The organism is Arthrobacter sp. zg-Y877 (assembly GCF_030373105.1).
Taxonomy (GTDB): Bacteria; Actinomycetota; Actinomycetes; order Actinomycetales; family Micrococcaceae; genus Arthrobacter_B.
This window is the reverse complement of the sequence record NZ_JAUCPU010000007.1, coordinates 308,749-322,511: the sequence shown is the minus strand read 5'-3', so window position 1 is coordinate 322,511 and position 13,763 is coordinate 308,749. Positions and strand designations below refer to the sequence as shown.

Annotated in this window: 16 protein-coding genes; 6 read left to right on the top strand and 10 right to left on the bottom strand. The window is 67.4% G+C overall.

Going from position 1 to position 13,763, the window contains the following annotated elements; all coding sequences use genetic code 11:
- Positions 1-194: 194 nt before the first annotated feature.
- Complete coding sequence (locus QNO03_RS12355) at positions 195-359, bottom strand: hypothetical protein (RefSeq protein WP_289603491.1); 165 nt, start codon at positions 357-359, stop codon at positions 195-197.
- Here QNO03_RS12355 and QNO03_RS12350 point away from each other — a divergent pair.
- Both QNO03_RS12350 and QNO03_RS12345 read left to right on the top strand, forming a co-directional pair.
- A complete protein-coding gene (locus QNO03_RS12350; protein ID WP_229946108.1) occupies positions 358-1,308 on the top strand; it encodes a lantibiotic dehydratase C-terminal domain-containing protein in 951 nt (316 codons plus the stop codon). The two genes, QNO03_RS12355 and QNO03_RS12350, sit on opposite strands and share 2 nt — an antisense overlap.
- Before the next feature lie 57 nt (positions 1,309-1,365).
- Positions 1,366-2,097 carry a GAF and ANTAR domain-containing protein gene (locus QNO03_RS12345; RefSeq protein WP_289603490.1) on the top strand — a complete coding sequence of 244 codons (732 nt, stop codon included), beginning with the start codon at positions 1,366-1,368 and terminating at the stop codon, positions 2,095-2,097.
- Positions 2,098-2,127: 30 nt separating this feature from the next.
- Here QNO03_RS12345 and QNO03_RS12340 read toward each other — a convergent pair whose 3' ends face one another.
- From QNO03_RS12340 to pstS, 3 genes are all read right to left on the bottom strand, one after another.
- Entirely contained in the window at positions 2,128-3,600 is a 1,473-nt protein-coding gene (locus QNO03_RS12340; RefSeq protein ID WP_229946103.1) for a mannitol dehydrogenase family protein, read from the bottom strand.
- A gap of 93 nt (positions 3,601-3,693) precedes the next feature.
- The gene (locus QNO03_RS12335; protein WP_229946101.1) at positions 3,694-3,894 is read right to left on the bottom strand and encodes a hypothetical protein; all 201 of its coding nucleotides are present in this window, start codon (positions 3,892-3,894) and stop codon (positions 3,694-3,696) included.
- Positions 3,895-4,020: 126 nt separating this feature from the next.
- Entirely contained in the window at positions 4,021-5,136 is a 1,116-nt protein-coding gene (gene pstS / locus QNO03_RS12330; RefSeq protein ID WP_289603489.1) for a phosphate ABC transporter substrate-binding protein PstS, read from the bottom strand.
- A 231-nt stretch (positions 5,137-5,367) separates the two neighbouring features.
- On the opposite strand from pstS, the gene QNO03_RS12325 reads away from it, so the two are divergent.
- Positions 5,368-5,748 (top strand): DUF1304 domain-containing protein, encoded by a 381-nt coding sequence (locus QNO03_RS12325; protein WP_229946095.1) that lies wholly within the window; start codon positions 5,368-5,370, stop codon positions 5,746-5,748.
- 24 nt (positions 5,749-5,772) lie between these two features.
- Here QNO03_RS12325 and QNO03_RS12320 read toward each other — a convergent pair whose 3' ends face one another.
- The 4 genes from QNO03_RS12320 to QNO03_RS12305 are packed head-to-tail and all read right to left on the bottom strand — an operon-like array spanning position 5,773 to position 8,453.
- On the bottom strand, positions 5,773-6,681 hold the full coding sequence (locus QNO03_RS12320; protein WP_289603488.1) for a DNA-3-methyladenine glycosylase family protein: 909 nt from the start codon (positions 6,679-6,681) through the stop codon (positions 5,773-5,775).
- A complete protein-coding gene (locus QNO03_RS12315) occupies positions 6,678-7,361 on the bottom strand; it encodes an alpha-ketoglutarate-dependent dioxygenase AlkB family protein (protein WP_289603487.1) in 684 nt (227 codons plus the stop codon). Before QNO03_RS12315 ends, QNO03_RS12320 begins: the two co-directional genes overlap by 4 nt.
- Positions 7,358-7,987 (bottom strand): methylated-DNA--[protein]-cysteine S-methyltransferase, encoded by a 630-nt coding sequence (locus QNO03_RS12310; protein ID WP_289603486.1) that lies wholly within the window; start codon positions 7,985-7,987, stop codon positions 7,358-7,360. The genes QNO03_RS12315 and QNO03_RS12310 overlap by 4 nt, the downstream gene beginning before the upstream one ends.
- Positions 7,974-8,453 (bottom strand): RNA polymerase sigma factor, encoded by a 480-nt coding sequence (locus tag QNO03_RS12305; RefSeq protein WP_289603485.1) that lies wholly within the window; start codon positions 8,451-8,453, stop codon positions 7,974-7,976. Before QNO03_RS12305 ends, QNO03_RS12310 begins: the two co-directional genes overlap by 14 nt.
- A 117-nt stretch (positions 8,454-8,570) precedes the next feature.
- On the opposite strand from QNO03_RS12305, the gene QNO03_RS12300 reads away from it, so the two are divergent.
- Positions 8,571-10,112, top strand: coding sequence for a long-chain-fatty-acid--CoA ligase (locus tag QNO03_RS12300; protein WP_289603484.1), 1,542 nt, complete (start codon positions 8,571-8,573; stop codon positions 10,110-10,112).
- A gap of 202 nt (positions 10,113-10,314) precedes the next feature.
- Here QNO03_RS12300 and QNO03_RS12295 read toward each other — a convergent pair whose 3' ends face one another.
- Entirely contained in the window at positions 10,315-11,289 is a 975-nt protein-coding gene (locus QNO03_RS12295; protein ID WP_289603483.1) for an EamA family transporter, read from the bottom strand.
- A gap of 215 nt (positions 11,290-11,504) precedes the next feature.
- On the opposite strand from QNO03_RS12295, the gene QNO03_RS12290 reads away from it, so the two are divergent.
- A complete protein-coding gene (locus QNO03_RS12290) occupies positions 11,505-11,846 on the top strand; it encodes a hypothetical protein (RefSeq protein ID WP_289603482.1) in 342 nt (113 codons plus the stop codon).
- Between the two features lie 103 nt (positions 11,847-11,949).
- Positions 11,950-12,729, top strand: a complete 780-nt coding sequence (locus tag QNO03_RS12285) for a sigma-70 family RNA polymerase sigma factor (RefSeq protein WP_289603481.1) — start codon at positions 11,950-11,952, stop codon at positions 12,727-12,729.
- A 25-nt stretch (positions 12,730-12,754) separates the two neighbouring features.
- On the opposite strand, the gene QNO03_RS12280 is transcribed toward QNO03_RS12285, so the two are convergent.
- Entirely contained in the window at positions 12,755-13,693 is a 939-nt protein-coding gene (locus QNO03_RS12280) for a glycosyltransferase family 9 protein (RefSeq protein ID WP_229946070.1), read from the bottom strand.
- Positions 13,694-13,763: the final 70 nt, after the last annotated feature.

Here is a 13,763-nt window from a genome sequence, read left to right as displayed (position 1 = left end):
GGGACTTTTCCCGGGACCCGCAGTTATTAATACGATTGCGCATTGTGCCCGGCAAATGAATTTATCAGCCAACTTGCAAAAGGCGGGAATGTGACACGGCATGGCGCCCGGGTGGTTCCGTGTGCTCCGCCAGCGGCGGCGGCCGGTACCGCCTCACCTCCACGGGGGGGGTGTGCGGACGGCAGGAGATACTACTACGAATCGGGCACTTCGGCATGGGTTCCGACCGTCTTCGCGGAGAGGATTTCCGGCTGGTGGACATGGCCATCCAAGTGGGAAAGACTTCCATCCCGGGAGTCGCTCCAAAAGGCGTTCCGGGTGGGGTGGCCCTGCACGAACAGTACCGAAAGGATGGCCATGAGCCAGCCAGCCACACTTCGCCCGGCTTCTCCCCCTTCTACCCACCTCCTCTGGTGGAACCTGACCGTTGATGCCGGCACCTTCGATCTGGCCGACCGGATCATTAGTGACCTTGTCACCCCCCTGGTTGCGCAGGCGAGGCTGTGGGGAACCAAGCGGTGGTTCTACACCCGGAGAATGCAGCCGTCGAATGCGCAGCTCCGGCTGCGGATACTGGCCCCCTCGGAAACCCTGGACCGGTTAAAGTCCCTGTTGGGAGCCCTGCAGGAACAGTCCGGGGATCCGGTCCGCAGCCTAGCGGCAGTGCATGAGTTCAACGAACCGGTCCTGGACCGGACAGTGGGGACGGACGCCCTGCTGCCTTCGGCGGAGGCTGATCTGGCCCGCTACGGCGGAGTGGAAGGGCTGGCCCTCGCAGAGGAGGTCTTCGAGCTTTCTTCGGATCTCTGCCTCTGGGCCACCGCACGGTTCGGGAAGGCACAGAACCGCTCCGCACTGGCTTCGCTGCTGCTCTTTGATTCCGCGTACGCCATGATGAAGGGGCCGCGGGCGTCCACCTGGCCGGACCGCCGTCGGGTCTCCTGGGAGTACTACTGGGACAGCCACCTCCACAGCTGCACAGCCTCGGATCCCCGGGCCGCCGGAGTCCAGAAGGCAACGGGTGCGCAGGCGCAGGCACAGCTGATGCCCGTGCACCGGCTGATGATGGCCACGGCATCCGAATCCGCCGTGATGAACTGGCGCCGCCGCTGGCTGCGGACCATCGACACATACCTGTACCGGGCAGACAAGGCCGGAGCCAGCCGCAGCGCGCAGCACCTTACGGTGTACCAGGCGCACGGCCTGCTCAACCGGCTCGGATTCACGCTTCGCCAGGAGGCGCTCATCGGGGTCTACGCGCGGAACTGGAGCAGGGAGAAGGAGGCCGGCCTGACGGACACCACGTGATGCCGGCGCAGGGAACGACATTGGCGGGACGCTCACGGGCGGCGATAGAGTCGACCCATGAACTTATCCTCCGAGCAGCACTCCGTTGCCGCTGAACTGCAGCAGCTTCTCCTGCAGACCGAATCGGTGGAGTTCTTCCTCGAAGGCTTTGTCTCCCATGCCGCGGAGCTTTTCAGCAGCGACGTCGAAGTCCTGGCCGGCGTCACCCTGCTGCGGAATAAGCAGGGTGCCACCGTAGCCAGCAGCAGTGAGGCCGCCCGTGCACTGGACGAAGTCCAGTACGGCTTCGGGGACGGTCCGTGCATGCGGGCCTCGCGAACGGGAAAAACCGTGCTGGTCGAAGATGTCCGCACCGACTCGCGGTGGCCGGACTATACCAACGCCATCCGTGACCGCGGGTTCTATTCCATCCTCGGCGTCCCGCTTCTCCTCGGCAGCGACGGGGGCGCCGGGTTGAACCTCTACGCCCGGGAGCCGGGGTACTTCACTCCCGAGGTCATCCGGACAGCAGATGCATTTGCCGCAGAGGCTGCGGTGACCCTGCGGATAGCCGTTCAGATCGCCCGGCACAGGAGCACCGCCAACCACCTCCGGACGGCCATGCAGGCCCGGACCACCATCGACCTCGCCGTTGGAATCGTGATGGCCCAGAACAAGTGCGGCCAGGACGAAGCCTTCGAGATCCTGAGCCGTGCCTCCGGCAACCGAAACGTGAAACTCCGGGAGCTCGCTGAGCGCGTAGTGCAGTCCGTAACCTCCCAGACAGTGACAACGCACTTCGTCGACTAGGTGTCATCAGGCTGCAGGGCGGTGTACCGGTTAATCCACCCGTTCCGCGATGGCTGCCTTGGCCCCGCTCCTGTGCAGGGTATCCAGTGCGGCAAGGTATGGGTCTGTGAAGCGCGGTTCCCGGGCCAGGTTGGCGAAGAAATGCTGCTGTGAGACAAAGGCCAGCGGGTCTTCCCGGTTCCGGGCGGCCACAGCCATCACTTCGTCGCGGTGGTTGTCCACCACGCGGATAGGAACACCGGCCTCATCCACTCCCTCGGCGTACCGCGCCCAGGCGGCAATGATGGTGGCGGAACGGGAAACCTCGCCGCCGGCCGCAATGTTGTCCCGGACTACCGGCACCAGCCACTTCGGAATCCGGTCCGAACTTTCGGCGCACAGGCGGGCGAGGGTATCCCGGACATGTTCGTTGCCGAAGCGCTGCAGCAGGCGCAGCTTGTAGGCGTCCAGGTCCACGCCCGGTACGGGAAGCAGAGTGGGGGTGGCTTCGCGGTCCATGTACTCCAGCAGGAACTGCGCCAACTGCGGGTCCCGGACTGCTTCATGCACGTACCGGTAGCCGGCCAGGTAGCCCAGATAGGCCAACCCCTGGTGGCCGCAGTTCAGCAGGCGCAGTTTCATCCGCTCATACGGCTCCACATCGGCCGCCATGCTCACGCCGGCGTCCTCCCACGGGGGGCGGCCCTGCGGAAAATCATCCTCCAGTGCCCACTGGGCAAAGTCTTCTGCGACGACCGGCCAGGCATCCTCCACGCCGAATTCCGCGGCAATCGAGGTACGGTCCGCATCGGTTGTTGCGGGAGTGATCCGGTCCACCATGGAGGAGGGGAACGGTACGGACTCCTGCACCCACTCCCCCAGTTCCGGGTCCAGTAACCGTGCAAATTCGCCGAATGCCTTCCTGGCCACTTCGCCGTTGCCCGGTAGGTTGTCGCAGGACATGACCGTGAACGGTTCAAGTCCGCGGCTGCGGCGGCGCCGGAGAGCCTCGGTGACGAGGCCGAAAACCGTAGCGGGAACAGCGCCGGGCAGCAGATCCGCCGCGATTTCCGGGGCTCCGGCGTCGAACTCGCCCGTCGTGTCGCTGATGTTGTAGCCGCCCTCGGTAATGGTCAGGGAGACGATTCGGGTGGCCGGAGCAGCCATTTTTTCAATGACCGCCTCGGGGTCCTCGGGTGCGTACAGGTACTGGGCAATGGACCCGATCACCCGCGCTTCCCGGACGCCGTCCGGATGCTTCAGGACCAGGGTGTACAGGCAGTCCTGGCTATCCATAACGGTCTTCATCGCGGCGTCGGAGGGCAGCACCCCCACGCCGCAGATGGCCCAGTCCAGGGCCTTGCCCTGGTTCATCAACCGGTCCAGGTACATCGCCTCGTGTGCCCGGTGGAATCCCCCAACCCCGAAGTGCACAATGCCGGTGGTCAGACGGGAACGGTCATATTCGGGCCGCGGCAGGGACGCCGGCAGGTCGGAAAGGAACTCTTCGCTGAGTTTGGTCATGATGAGCCGCCTTAGGCAAAAGGATGGGCGTCAATCTACCAGACCCCTTCTCCCGGCACCCGGCCTCGGGCGGCCTTTTAACCACGTACTTCGTCACTCGACGGCCTGGGTATCCAGTTCGATAAAGGCCCAGTCCGGCTCAGCCAGGATGGGGTCCATCACCGGTCCGCCGGCCTCGGCGATCCGGTCCTGGACCTTGGGCGGCAGGCCGTCCTGGCGGAGGTTGTTCCTCAGCCAATCCTTGGCGGAGCTGTCCAGGTACGGCCACCAGCGCTCGATTCGGATAGGTTCCACTGCAGCCCCCTTCAGCGTTGCGTAAATCCACGGTGACACCGGCACCGGGGGGGCGCAAGAGGGCACCGAAAGAGGGGCAGCCGCAGCTCCAGTGCTACCGGCAGGTAGTACCGGAGCGGTCCAGGCCTAGTCGCGGACGGTGATGGATTCCAAGGCGGCATGGGCCTCTTGGGCCAGGGATTCGGGGATGGGTGCGCTCTTTGCCGCGTCCGCAGAGGTCTGCTGGCCCTCACTGCTGACCACATACTGGCCGAAGGTCCGCACGCGTTCCACAAGGGCCTCGTCGGCGTACGAGCTGCAGTAGATCTGGTAGGAAACCAGTACCAGCGGATAGGCGCCGGGCGCGGTGGTCCGCCGGTCCAGCTGGAGCGCAATGTCATTCTTTCCCCGTCCGGGGACCCGCGTGGATTGCTCGACGGCGGTGCTCGCCGCCTCGGCACTGATCGGCACGAATTCGCTGCCGACCAGCAGGTTGGCGGTGCCCATGGAATCGTCAATCACCGAGTCATCGGCATAGGTCACGGCTCCCTCGGTACGCGTCACGGTACTGACGACGCCGGAGCTTCCCTGCGCGTTCTCCCCCTGCAGCCCGCCCGGCCAGGTTCCGGACGGGGCGTCCGGCCAGGCCTCCGGCACTACCTCGTGCAGGTATTCAGTGAAGTTCTCCGTGGTGCCCGAATCATCGGCACGGCTGACCGGGGTGATCCGTGTGGAGGGCAGCTGCACGTCCGGGTTCAGGGCCGCGATGGCCGGATCGTTCCAGGCCTCAATCCCGCCGCGGAAAATCCGGGCAATGGTGTCGGCATCCAGGTTCAGCGATTCGATGCCGGGGAGGTTGAACGCTACGGCAATCGGGGAAATGTAGGCCGGAATGTCCAGGGCACCGTCGGGGCCGCACACCGTTTTGGCATCTTCCAGCTCTTCGTCCTGCAGATAGGCGTCCGAACCGGCGAAGTTCACCGCACCGGCCAGCAGGGCGCTGCGTCCGGCACCTGAGCCGTCCGGGGAGTACTGGAGCTGGACCTTGGGGTGCAGCGTGCCGAAACCGGCGATCCAGGAATCCATTGCCGGCCCCTGTGCGCTCGATCCGGCGCCGGAGAGCACTCCGCTGAGGTTGGAAGTACTGTTCTCGGCCGCCTCCCGCTGGGCATCGCCAAGGGGATAGTCGGATCCGCATGAGGTAAGGGCAAGCGATGCCAGCACCACCGTGGCCAGGGAACGGGCGGGGCGGATTGGGCGCAAGGGGTGTCCTTCCACAAGGGGGCTTCGGCGTCCAACGCCGCAGGAGGCAGCGGCTGGTTCTTCCGCTCATTCAAGGCTAGCCGGATTTTGGCTCCCTCCGCCAACCGAAAGCCCCCTTCACCCTTGAGCGCCGGCATTGCCGGCTGTCACGATTGACGGCACTGCGGATTTAATCCGGTTCGGCGCGTCAGCGCCGGGCGGCTCCGCGGCCGCAACGTTCGAGGAGTACCCGTGCTGATAGCCGCAGCCATCTTTGCCGTCGTGGCCGCCGCGGTGGCTTTCTACTTCTTTATGCTCGAGTCGCTGCGCTGGGCGGAACCCGAAACCGCCGCGGTCTTTCAGCTGCGGGGGTCCAATGCTGCCGCCACGGCCCAGCTGGCCTACAACCTGGGGTTCTACAACCTCTTCCTGGCGGTGGGTGCCGGGCTGGGAGTGGTCCTGCTCTTCGCCGGCAACGCCGTGGCCGGGCTGACCCTGATGACGTTCACCACGGCCTGCATGCTGCTCGCCTCTGTGGTCCTGGTGCTCAGCGACCGGAGGATGGGGAAACTGTCCCTGGTCCAGGGCGGTCCGGCGGCGTTCTCCCTTGTCTTTTCGCTGCTGGGCACCTGAACCGGTGCCGCCGCCGGCGGAACGTTACCCGGCAGCGCCGGCGGGCACCGCGGGAGCATAGGCGGCCGAGGTCCACAGATGGAACAAGGCGTAGGAGCGCCACGGACGCCACGGCTGCGAAAGCCGGGCAGCCTCGCGTCCGGATCCCACTCCCAGCGCCCGCTTGAGCACCAGGTCGTCAGCCGGATACGCGTCGCGGTCCCCCAGTACCCGCACGGCCAGATAGTCGGCCGTCCAGGGTCCGATTCCAGGCAGGGCCAGCAACCCGGCCCGTACGGCTCCGGGTTCCGCACCGGCGTGCAGCGGCAGTCCTCCGGCTACTGCCCCTGCCAGGGCAGAGACGGTCCGGGCCCGGGCATGCGTGATCCGCACTGCGGACTGGATGTCCGCAGCCGGAACGGCAGCCAGCCGCTCTGCCGAGGGAAAGGCGGACAGCCCGGCGGGCCCCGGCTCCCCGAAGGCCGCGACCAACCGCGATCCGAATGTCCGGGCAGCGGCAAGGGATACCTGTTGCCCCAGGACAGTCTGGACCCCGGTCTCGAAGCCATCCGTGGAGCCTGGCACCCGCAGCCCGGGGTGCCGCCGCACCAGGGGCTCCAGCAGTTCGAACCCGGCGAGGAACGGATCCACGACGGCTGGGTCCGCGTCCAGGTCCAGCCACGCCCGGACTATCGCGGTCAGGGCCGCTTCCTCCGGTTCCGGCAGTCCGGGCAGGTCGAGGACCACCCCGGCATCCCCGAAGTGCACCGCCGCCGCGACCGGAGCGGACCCCGCCGCAAGCAGCCGTTCCACGGTGGCGCCGCCGTCGGTCCGGGTGACCCGCTCCAAACCGGGTACGGCGTGCGCCTGCAGCGCATTCGCCAGGGGCTCCCAGGCGAACGGGGTGCGGTGCTGCAGTACATAACGCCGCCGGCCGGCGGTGTCTTCGCTCACTCCAGTCCGGTCATGCGCAGGGTGATGTTGATCCGGCCCGAGGCCAGCCCCGACGCCGGGTCTGCGGTGCCCGCCAAGGTCCGCGGGACGCCATGATACGCGAAGCGGGAGGGGCCGCCGAACACGAAAAGGTCTCCGGATTCCAATTCCAGGTCGGTGTAGGGACGGTTCCGGGTTTCGGTGTTGCCGAACCGGAAAACACAGGTGTCCCCGATGCTGATGGACACCACGGGCGCGCTGGATTTCTCGTCCTTGTCCTGGTGCATGCCCATGTGGGCGCCCTCCGCGTAGTAGTTGATCAGCGCGGTGTCGGGAGTGTAGTTTTCCGGCCGGAAGTCCTCCCTGGCGTAACTGCCATCGGGTTGCCGGTAGGCCTCACGGAGGGCGTCGCGGCCCAGTTCCACCAGCCAGTCGGGCAGTTCCGCGACGCGTCCGCCGCCGACGTCGTCGGCTGTCCTCGTGTATTTGTAGGGCTGCCAGTGCCAGCCCAGGCACACGGTCTGCACGGACATGGGGTGCCCGCCCGGCAGGACGGCCGCGCGCATGGGAACCGGCCCGATGGCCCACTGCCGGCAGGCCGCTACGATGTGCTGCTGTTTCTCCGGCGGCAGCCAACCGGGCACATGTACCGCGCCGACGGCGGGTTCGGAACGTTCACGCGGGAACAGGGAGTTACTCATGCGGCAGCTTCCAGGTCGAGGAGGATTTTCTTCGCAGCGGGACCGCCGCGGTAGCCGCCGGTGGTTCCGTCCGAGCGCAGCACCCGGTGGCACGGAATCACCAGGGGCAGCGGATTGCGTCCGCAGGCGGTGCCCACGGCCCGGACCGCCCCCGGATTTCCGGTCAGCGCGGCAATACCGGCGTAAGTGGCGGTGTGCCCGTAGCCAATGCCCTGCAACGCCTCCACCACTGTCCGCCGGTAACCGGCGGTCAGCCGCAGGTCCAGGTCCAGGTCAAAACTGTAGCGGGTGCCGTCGAAATACTCGCGGAGCTGGGCGGCGGGACGGGCCAGCCGTCCGGGGGCTTCCAGGATCCGCGGACTGATCCGGGTACTCAGGTCCTGCAGCACCGTATCCACCCCTTCACATTCGAACGCGACCCGGACCAGGCCGGCGTCGGTTGCCGCGAGGACGAGCCGGCCCACGGGACTGTCGATGACCGTGTAGGCCACGTCCAGCAGCCCGGCCGGCTCCGCCTCGGCGGCAAGGCGCGCATGCAGCGCGGCCAGGACCGCGTCCTCGTGCGGATCGGGGTCCAGCAGGCCGGCGGCGGAGAGACCGCCCCCGGAGGGCTCACAGGATGCCATTGCGGTCCTCCTTGTACAGGGTGCGTAGTTTCTTCATGCCGTCTGCGGCGGACCGCCGGCAGGCGGCCTCGCTGCCGCCGAGCAGCCGGGCCACTTCGGCGTAGGGAAGACCCGCGAGGTGGTGATAGGCCAGGGCCTCCCGCTGGCGGACCGGCAGGGTTTTCAAGGCCCCCCACAGCCCGTCGGTGTCCGGCGGATTGGCCGCCGCCCGTTCCGGGATGAGGTCCACGGGCAGCGGGTTCCGGGCGGCTGAGCGGTGCTGGTCCACGGCCTTCCGCTTGGCGATGGTGACGAGCCAGGCCTGGACATTGGCGCCGTCGGGCAGGTCCGGGTAGGCGCCGAGCGCGGCGAGGAACGTCTCCGACCAGGCGTCCTCGGCCTCATCCGGGCCCAGGACGGCACGGCAGACCCGCAGCACGGCCGGACCGTGCTCGCGGACAATCTGCTCAAAGGGTTTCACTTCCACATACGGTAGACGTTTTCCACCGCCGGTTTGTGAGCCCGCGCGGTGCGGAAAGTTCTTCCCCGTCCAGCGGCAGTGGCTAGACTTCCCCTACGTCACAGATCAAAGGAGATCTCCCCCATGCATAATCTCGCCAGCATCCTGACCGAAACGGCGGCACGCTTTCCGGAGCGTACAGCCCTAAAACTGGATGACACCGTCGTGTCCTATGCGGCCCTGGACGCCATGAGCGCCAAGGTAGCCGGCCTCCTTGCCAGCAAGGGAGTGGTACCCGGAGACCGTGTTGCGCTGGTGATGCCGAACATTCCCCAGATGGCTTTCGTTTACTTCGGCGCGCTGCGCCACGGCGCCGTCGTCGTCCCCATGAATCCGCTGCTGAAGGCCCGCGAGGTGGCCTACCACCTGCAGGACTCCGGTGCCCGGATCGTCTTCGCCTGGGAGGGCGTGGCTGCGGAAGTCTCCGCCGGGGCTGAGGAAGCCGGCGGCGTGGACGTGGTGTCCGTGGACTCCGGGGCGTTCCTGCAGCTGCTGGCCGGTGCGGACAGCAGCACGGAAGTCGCCGAAGTGGATGACCAGGACACGGCGGTGATCCTCTACACCTCCGGAACCACGGGACGGCCCAAGGGTGCCGCACTCACACACCGGAACCTGCTCAGCAACGCCCGCGTGGCCCAGTCCCTGCTGAACACCGTGGAGACGGATGTCCACTTCGGCGGACTGCCCTTCTTCCACGTATTCGGCCAGACCGCCGCCCTGAACTCCTCGGTCCTTTCCGGGGCCTCCATCAGCCTGCTGCCCCGTTTCGACGCCGGCAAGGCCCTGGAGATCATCGAACGCGACGGCGTGACCATCTTCGAAGGCGTTCCCACCATGTACGTGGGCATGCTGCGCCACCCGTCAGTGAAAACCACCAACCTCTCTTCCCTGCGCGGAGCCATCACCGGCGGGTCCGCCATGCCGCTGGAAGTCCTGCACGAGTTCGAGGAGGTTTTCGGCATCGAACTCCTGGAGGGCTACGGCCTGTCCGAAACCGCGCCGATCGTGTCCTTCAACGTCCCCGGCGGGAACCGGCGGCCCGGCTCGATCGGCAAGACCGTGGCCGGAACGGAAGTCCGGATGCTCGACCCGGACGGCAACGACGTGCCGACGGGCGACATCGGGGAGCTCTCCGTCCGCGGCGACGGCGTGATGAAGGGGTACTGGAAGAACGACGACGCCACCGCCGCTGCCATCCCGGACGGCTGGTTCCGGACCGGGGACCTCGCCCGCTTCGACGAGGAGGGCAACATCTACATCGTGGACCGCAAGAAGGACATGATCCTGCGCGGCGGCTACAACGTCTATCCGCGGGAGATCGAAGAGGTGCTCTACGAACATCCGGCGGTGGCCGAAGCAGCGGTCATCGGCATCCCCGACCCGCTGCACGGCGAGGAAATCGTGGCCGTGGTGGGGCTCCGGGAAGAGGCCGTGCCTGCTGACGACACGGCGAGGGAGGCCCTGATCGCAGACATCCAGCAGTTCACCAAGGACCGGTTGGCCGCGTACAAGTATCCGCGCCGAATCGAGCTCACCGACGCGCTGCCCAAGGGCCCCACGGGCAAGATCCTGAAGCGCGAAATCAAGGTCTCCGCACCCCTGGTGGCTGAAGCGCCTGGGGTCTAGGCGCGCGGGCTTGGGGCCTTGGGCCCCTACGGGGCCTGGAACGGCGGCAACGAAATTCTCCGCTCGCAGAGCTCGCGGGAATATTAAAGCCGCCTTCCTCCAGGCCCCTCCAGTGCCGACGGAAGGCCAGCAGGTGCCGGTCCCCGGTCCCCTGTGTTTGCGGCCTGCGGGGCGTTGCGGGAATTGAAGGGTTAAGCGGCGGCTAGGCGTAGGGCTCGACGTCGGCCGTTGCTTCGCCTGGAAGGCCCGCCGTTTCGTCGGAGCGGACCAGCACGACGCCGGCGACGATCAGGACGCCGCCCGCCAGCTGCACGGGCCGGGGCAGTTCGGCCAGCAGCAGCCACGCCCACAGGACCGCGAACAGCACCTCGGTCAGGGAAACGAAAGAAGCCACCCGTGAACCCAGCGAACGGGCCGCGATGATGCCGGTGACATAGGCCAGCACCGTGGAGAAAAGCACCAGGCCGGCCACCGGAACCCACCAGGCCGTCTGCCAGCCGCCAAGCTCCACATCCGCGGTGCTCACAGCCATCGGAAGGACGCCGGCGAGGCCCAGTACGGCCATGGTGGCCCCACCGACAAACATGCCTCCCGTGGCAAGCACCAGGGGCGGAAGGGAATCGTTCTGTTTGGCGGTGATGAAGAAATAGCCCGCCAGGCAGACGGCTGCCGCGAGACCCCACAGCACGCCCACCGGGTCGACGCGGATGCTGCCGCCCAGATCCAGGACCAGCACGAGTCCTGCCACGGCGGCCACCGCGCCGAGGACCGTGCGGAGGCCGGGCCGGCGGCGCGTCACCGCCCACAGCCAGAGCACCATAAGCACCGGAGCCAGGAACTCAAGCAGCAGGGCCACGCCGACGGACAGGCGCTCCACCGCGTTGAAATAGAAGAACTGGCATCCCGCCACCCCAATGAAGCCGAAGACCACGATGGTGCGCCAGTTAGTCCACACCTGGCTCCAGCGCCCATGCAGGGCAACTGCGGCCGGAATGGCCAGCACCAGGGCGGCCCCGAGCATCCGGACAGCAACGGCGCCGGTGGAGGTCCAGCCGGTCTCCAGCAGCGACTTCGCGAAGGAACCGGAGAGCCCGAACACGGACGACGATGCAAGCGCTACAAGAATTCCGGCTGCTCCGGGACGCAGGCGGCCGGGTGTGGCCCGGGCATGTGCCATGGATCCCCCTGGGTAGGCGTTGTCCGGGACACCGCGCCCGGGTTTTACGACGGCGACGCTACCCGGGGCGGGGTGGCGTTTCAACAATCCGTCCCAAGGCAACCCCACGTCCCCTTATTGGAGCACAAGGACAGCAGAAACGGCGGCGGGCCTTCCCCCGGGCCTAGGGTTGGTAGGTCAAGAAGACGGCGCCTCCTCCTGCCAGGGATCTTTCCATGGTTTCCATGCTCACCTTCGTCAGCCGCCGCACCGCCTGGCTCGTCCTCGCCGGCTGCACCGCCTTCTGGGTGGTGCTGATTGCCGGTCTTTTGGAAGCACCGCTGGGTACCCCGCCAACCCTCATGTTCCTGTGGATGTACGCCAGCCTTATGGTGGCCCTGGCCAGCACGCTGGTGGCCGCAGCCGCCGTCGCCGCGCTGCTCCTGCACCGCAGGGCACCCGCCGCAGGAAAACCCCAGCCGCCTGCTCCAACGGATCCCGGCCCACAGCAGCCGGCGGAGCCGAACGGTCCGCGGGACTTATACCTTCTGCTCCGTGGCCAGTTCAAGGAGCAGTGACAAAACAAGTGGTCCGGACTCTTGATAACGGGTGAGTGCTCTGGTGTTCTGATCGGGCGGTCCAGCAGCGGGCCGGACCTGCTGCTGAAAACCCTGCCCGCAGATGAGCCCTCACTCCCCCTTTTCGCCGTCCCTCCTCCCGTTTGAACAGGCCCGCCAGGCGCGGGGCGACCTGCAGCAGGCACTGCACAATGAGCTGGTCCTCAAATACCGTGACATCGCCGAAACCGCGGCCGCCGCCTATGCCGGCAGGGGGCGCGAGCTGGCTGATCTTCGGCAGGTTGCCTACATGGGACTGATCAAGGCGGTCCAGCGCTTTGATCCTGCAGTCGGCCCGCATTTCCCTGCCTTCGCAGTCCCGACCATCCATGGGGAACTCAAGCGGTATCTCCGGGACCATTCCTGGGTGGTACGCCCACCACGGCAGCTTCAGGACCTGCGGACGGCCATTGCCAGGCTGCAGCCGGAGCTGCTGCAGTCGCTCGGGCGTGAGCCCTCACTCCGGGAACTGTCCCAGGCACTGGGAGTCAGCACCACAACCGTCTCGGAGGCGTGGAACTGCCAGAGCAGTCTCCGCCCTGAGTCTCTCGAGGCCTTGGCCGATACCGCCGGCGCCGAGCAGTGGGCCGTGGCGGACGGACGGCTGGAACGCGCCGAGAACCTCGCCATGCTTCGCCGCGCCGTGCGGAAACTGACCGACCAGGATAAGGAACTGTTGTTCCGACGCTACTTCCACGAGGAGTCCCAGCAGGCCATCGGCGAGCGCCTGGGCATGACGCAGATGCAGGTGTCCCGCGGTTTAGCCCGGATCCTGGTGCGTCTGCAGCACGAACTACTGGGCGCACCCGTGGCGGCACCCGCTTCCGACGCCGCCACCGCCTGACCTCCGGCTCCACCGGCACCGCGTCCTACAGCGCTTCGAGTTTCTCCACCGCGGACAGGACGTCCTCCACTGTGACCGCCAGCAGCGCCGGATCGGGATCCCCGGCAAATGTGTCCCCACGGCGCCGGCTCTCGTCGGTCAGGGCGATGTGCGGGCCCGGGGGTGGCCCCCATTCGCTGACCGGCGCCGGGCCGAAGAGGACCACCGACGGCCGGGCGTAAGCGGAGGCCAGATGCGCTGCACCGGTATCGGCGGAAAGTACCAGCCGGGACCGGGCAATCACTGCGGCGAACTCCTCCAGGCGCAGTTTCCCCGCCACCACGCTTTCCGTCGGCAATCCGGCGGCGGAGGCGACGGCGAGCGCCCGCCGGCGTTCGCCCGCACTGCCCGTGAACAGCACTGGCGCACCGGCAGCGGAGAGTTCCCGGGCGACGTCGGCAAACCGGTCCGCAGGCCACAGCCGACTGCCGTACGCGGCACCCACGTGGATGACCACCGCTTCGGGTACCCCGGCGGCGGCCGGCGGCGGGTCCAGCCGGTAATCCAGCGGATCGGCGGGGATGCCGTGCCAGGACAGCAGGTCCGCCCACCGGTCGCGTTCGTGAACCCCGTCCTTCCACGGCGGCCCGTCCCAGCCGGGCCCGGCGTGCCCGATCCGGCGGGCGGGCTGCACCGCCTCCAGCCGGCTGCAGCTCTCCGGCCCGCTGCCGTGCAGGTTGACGGCAATGTCTATCTGTCCTGGTTCGAGCGGAATGGGTACATCGAGTCCGTGCAGGGGAAGCAGGTCATCCACGGCGCCGGTAAGCGGCAGCACGGGCCGCAGCCACTCCTGGGCGGCATAGCGGATGCGGTGCCCCGGGAATTCCCGGCGGAGGGCCTTCAGGGCCGGAACCGCCACCAGCAAATCCCCCAGTTTCAGGGCACGCAGCACCAGCAGCTCGGGACGGCGGACCAGTTCGGGCATGGGTGCGGCTTCCTTCCGGTCGGGTGCACATCCTGCCAGAACAACCGGCGGCCGGATACGGGTGGTGCGG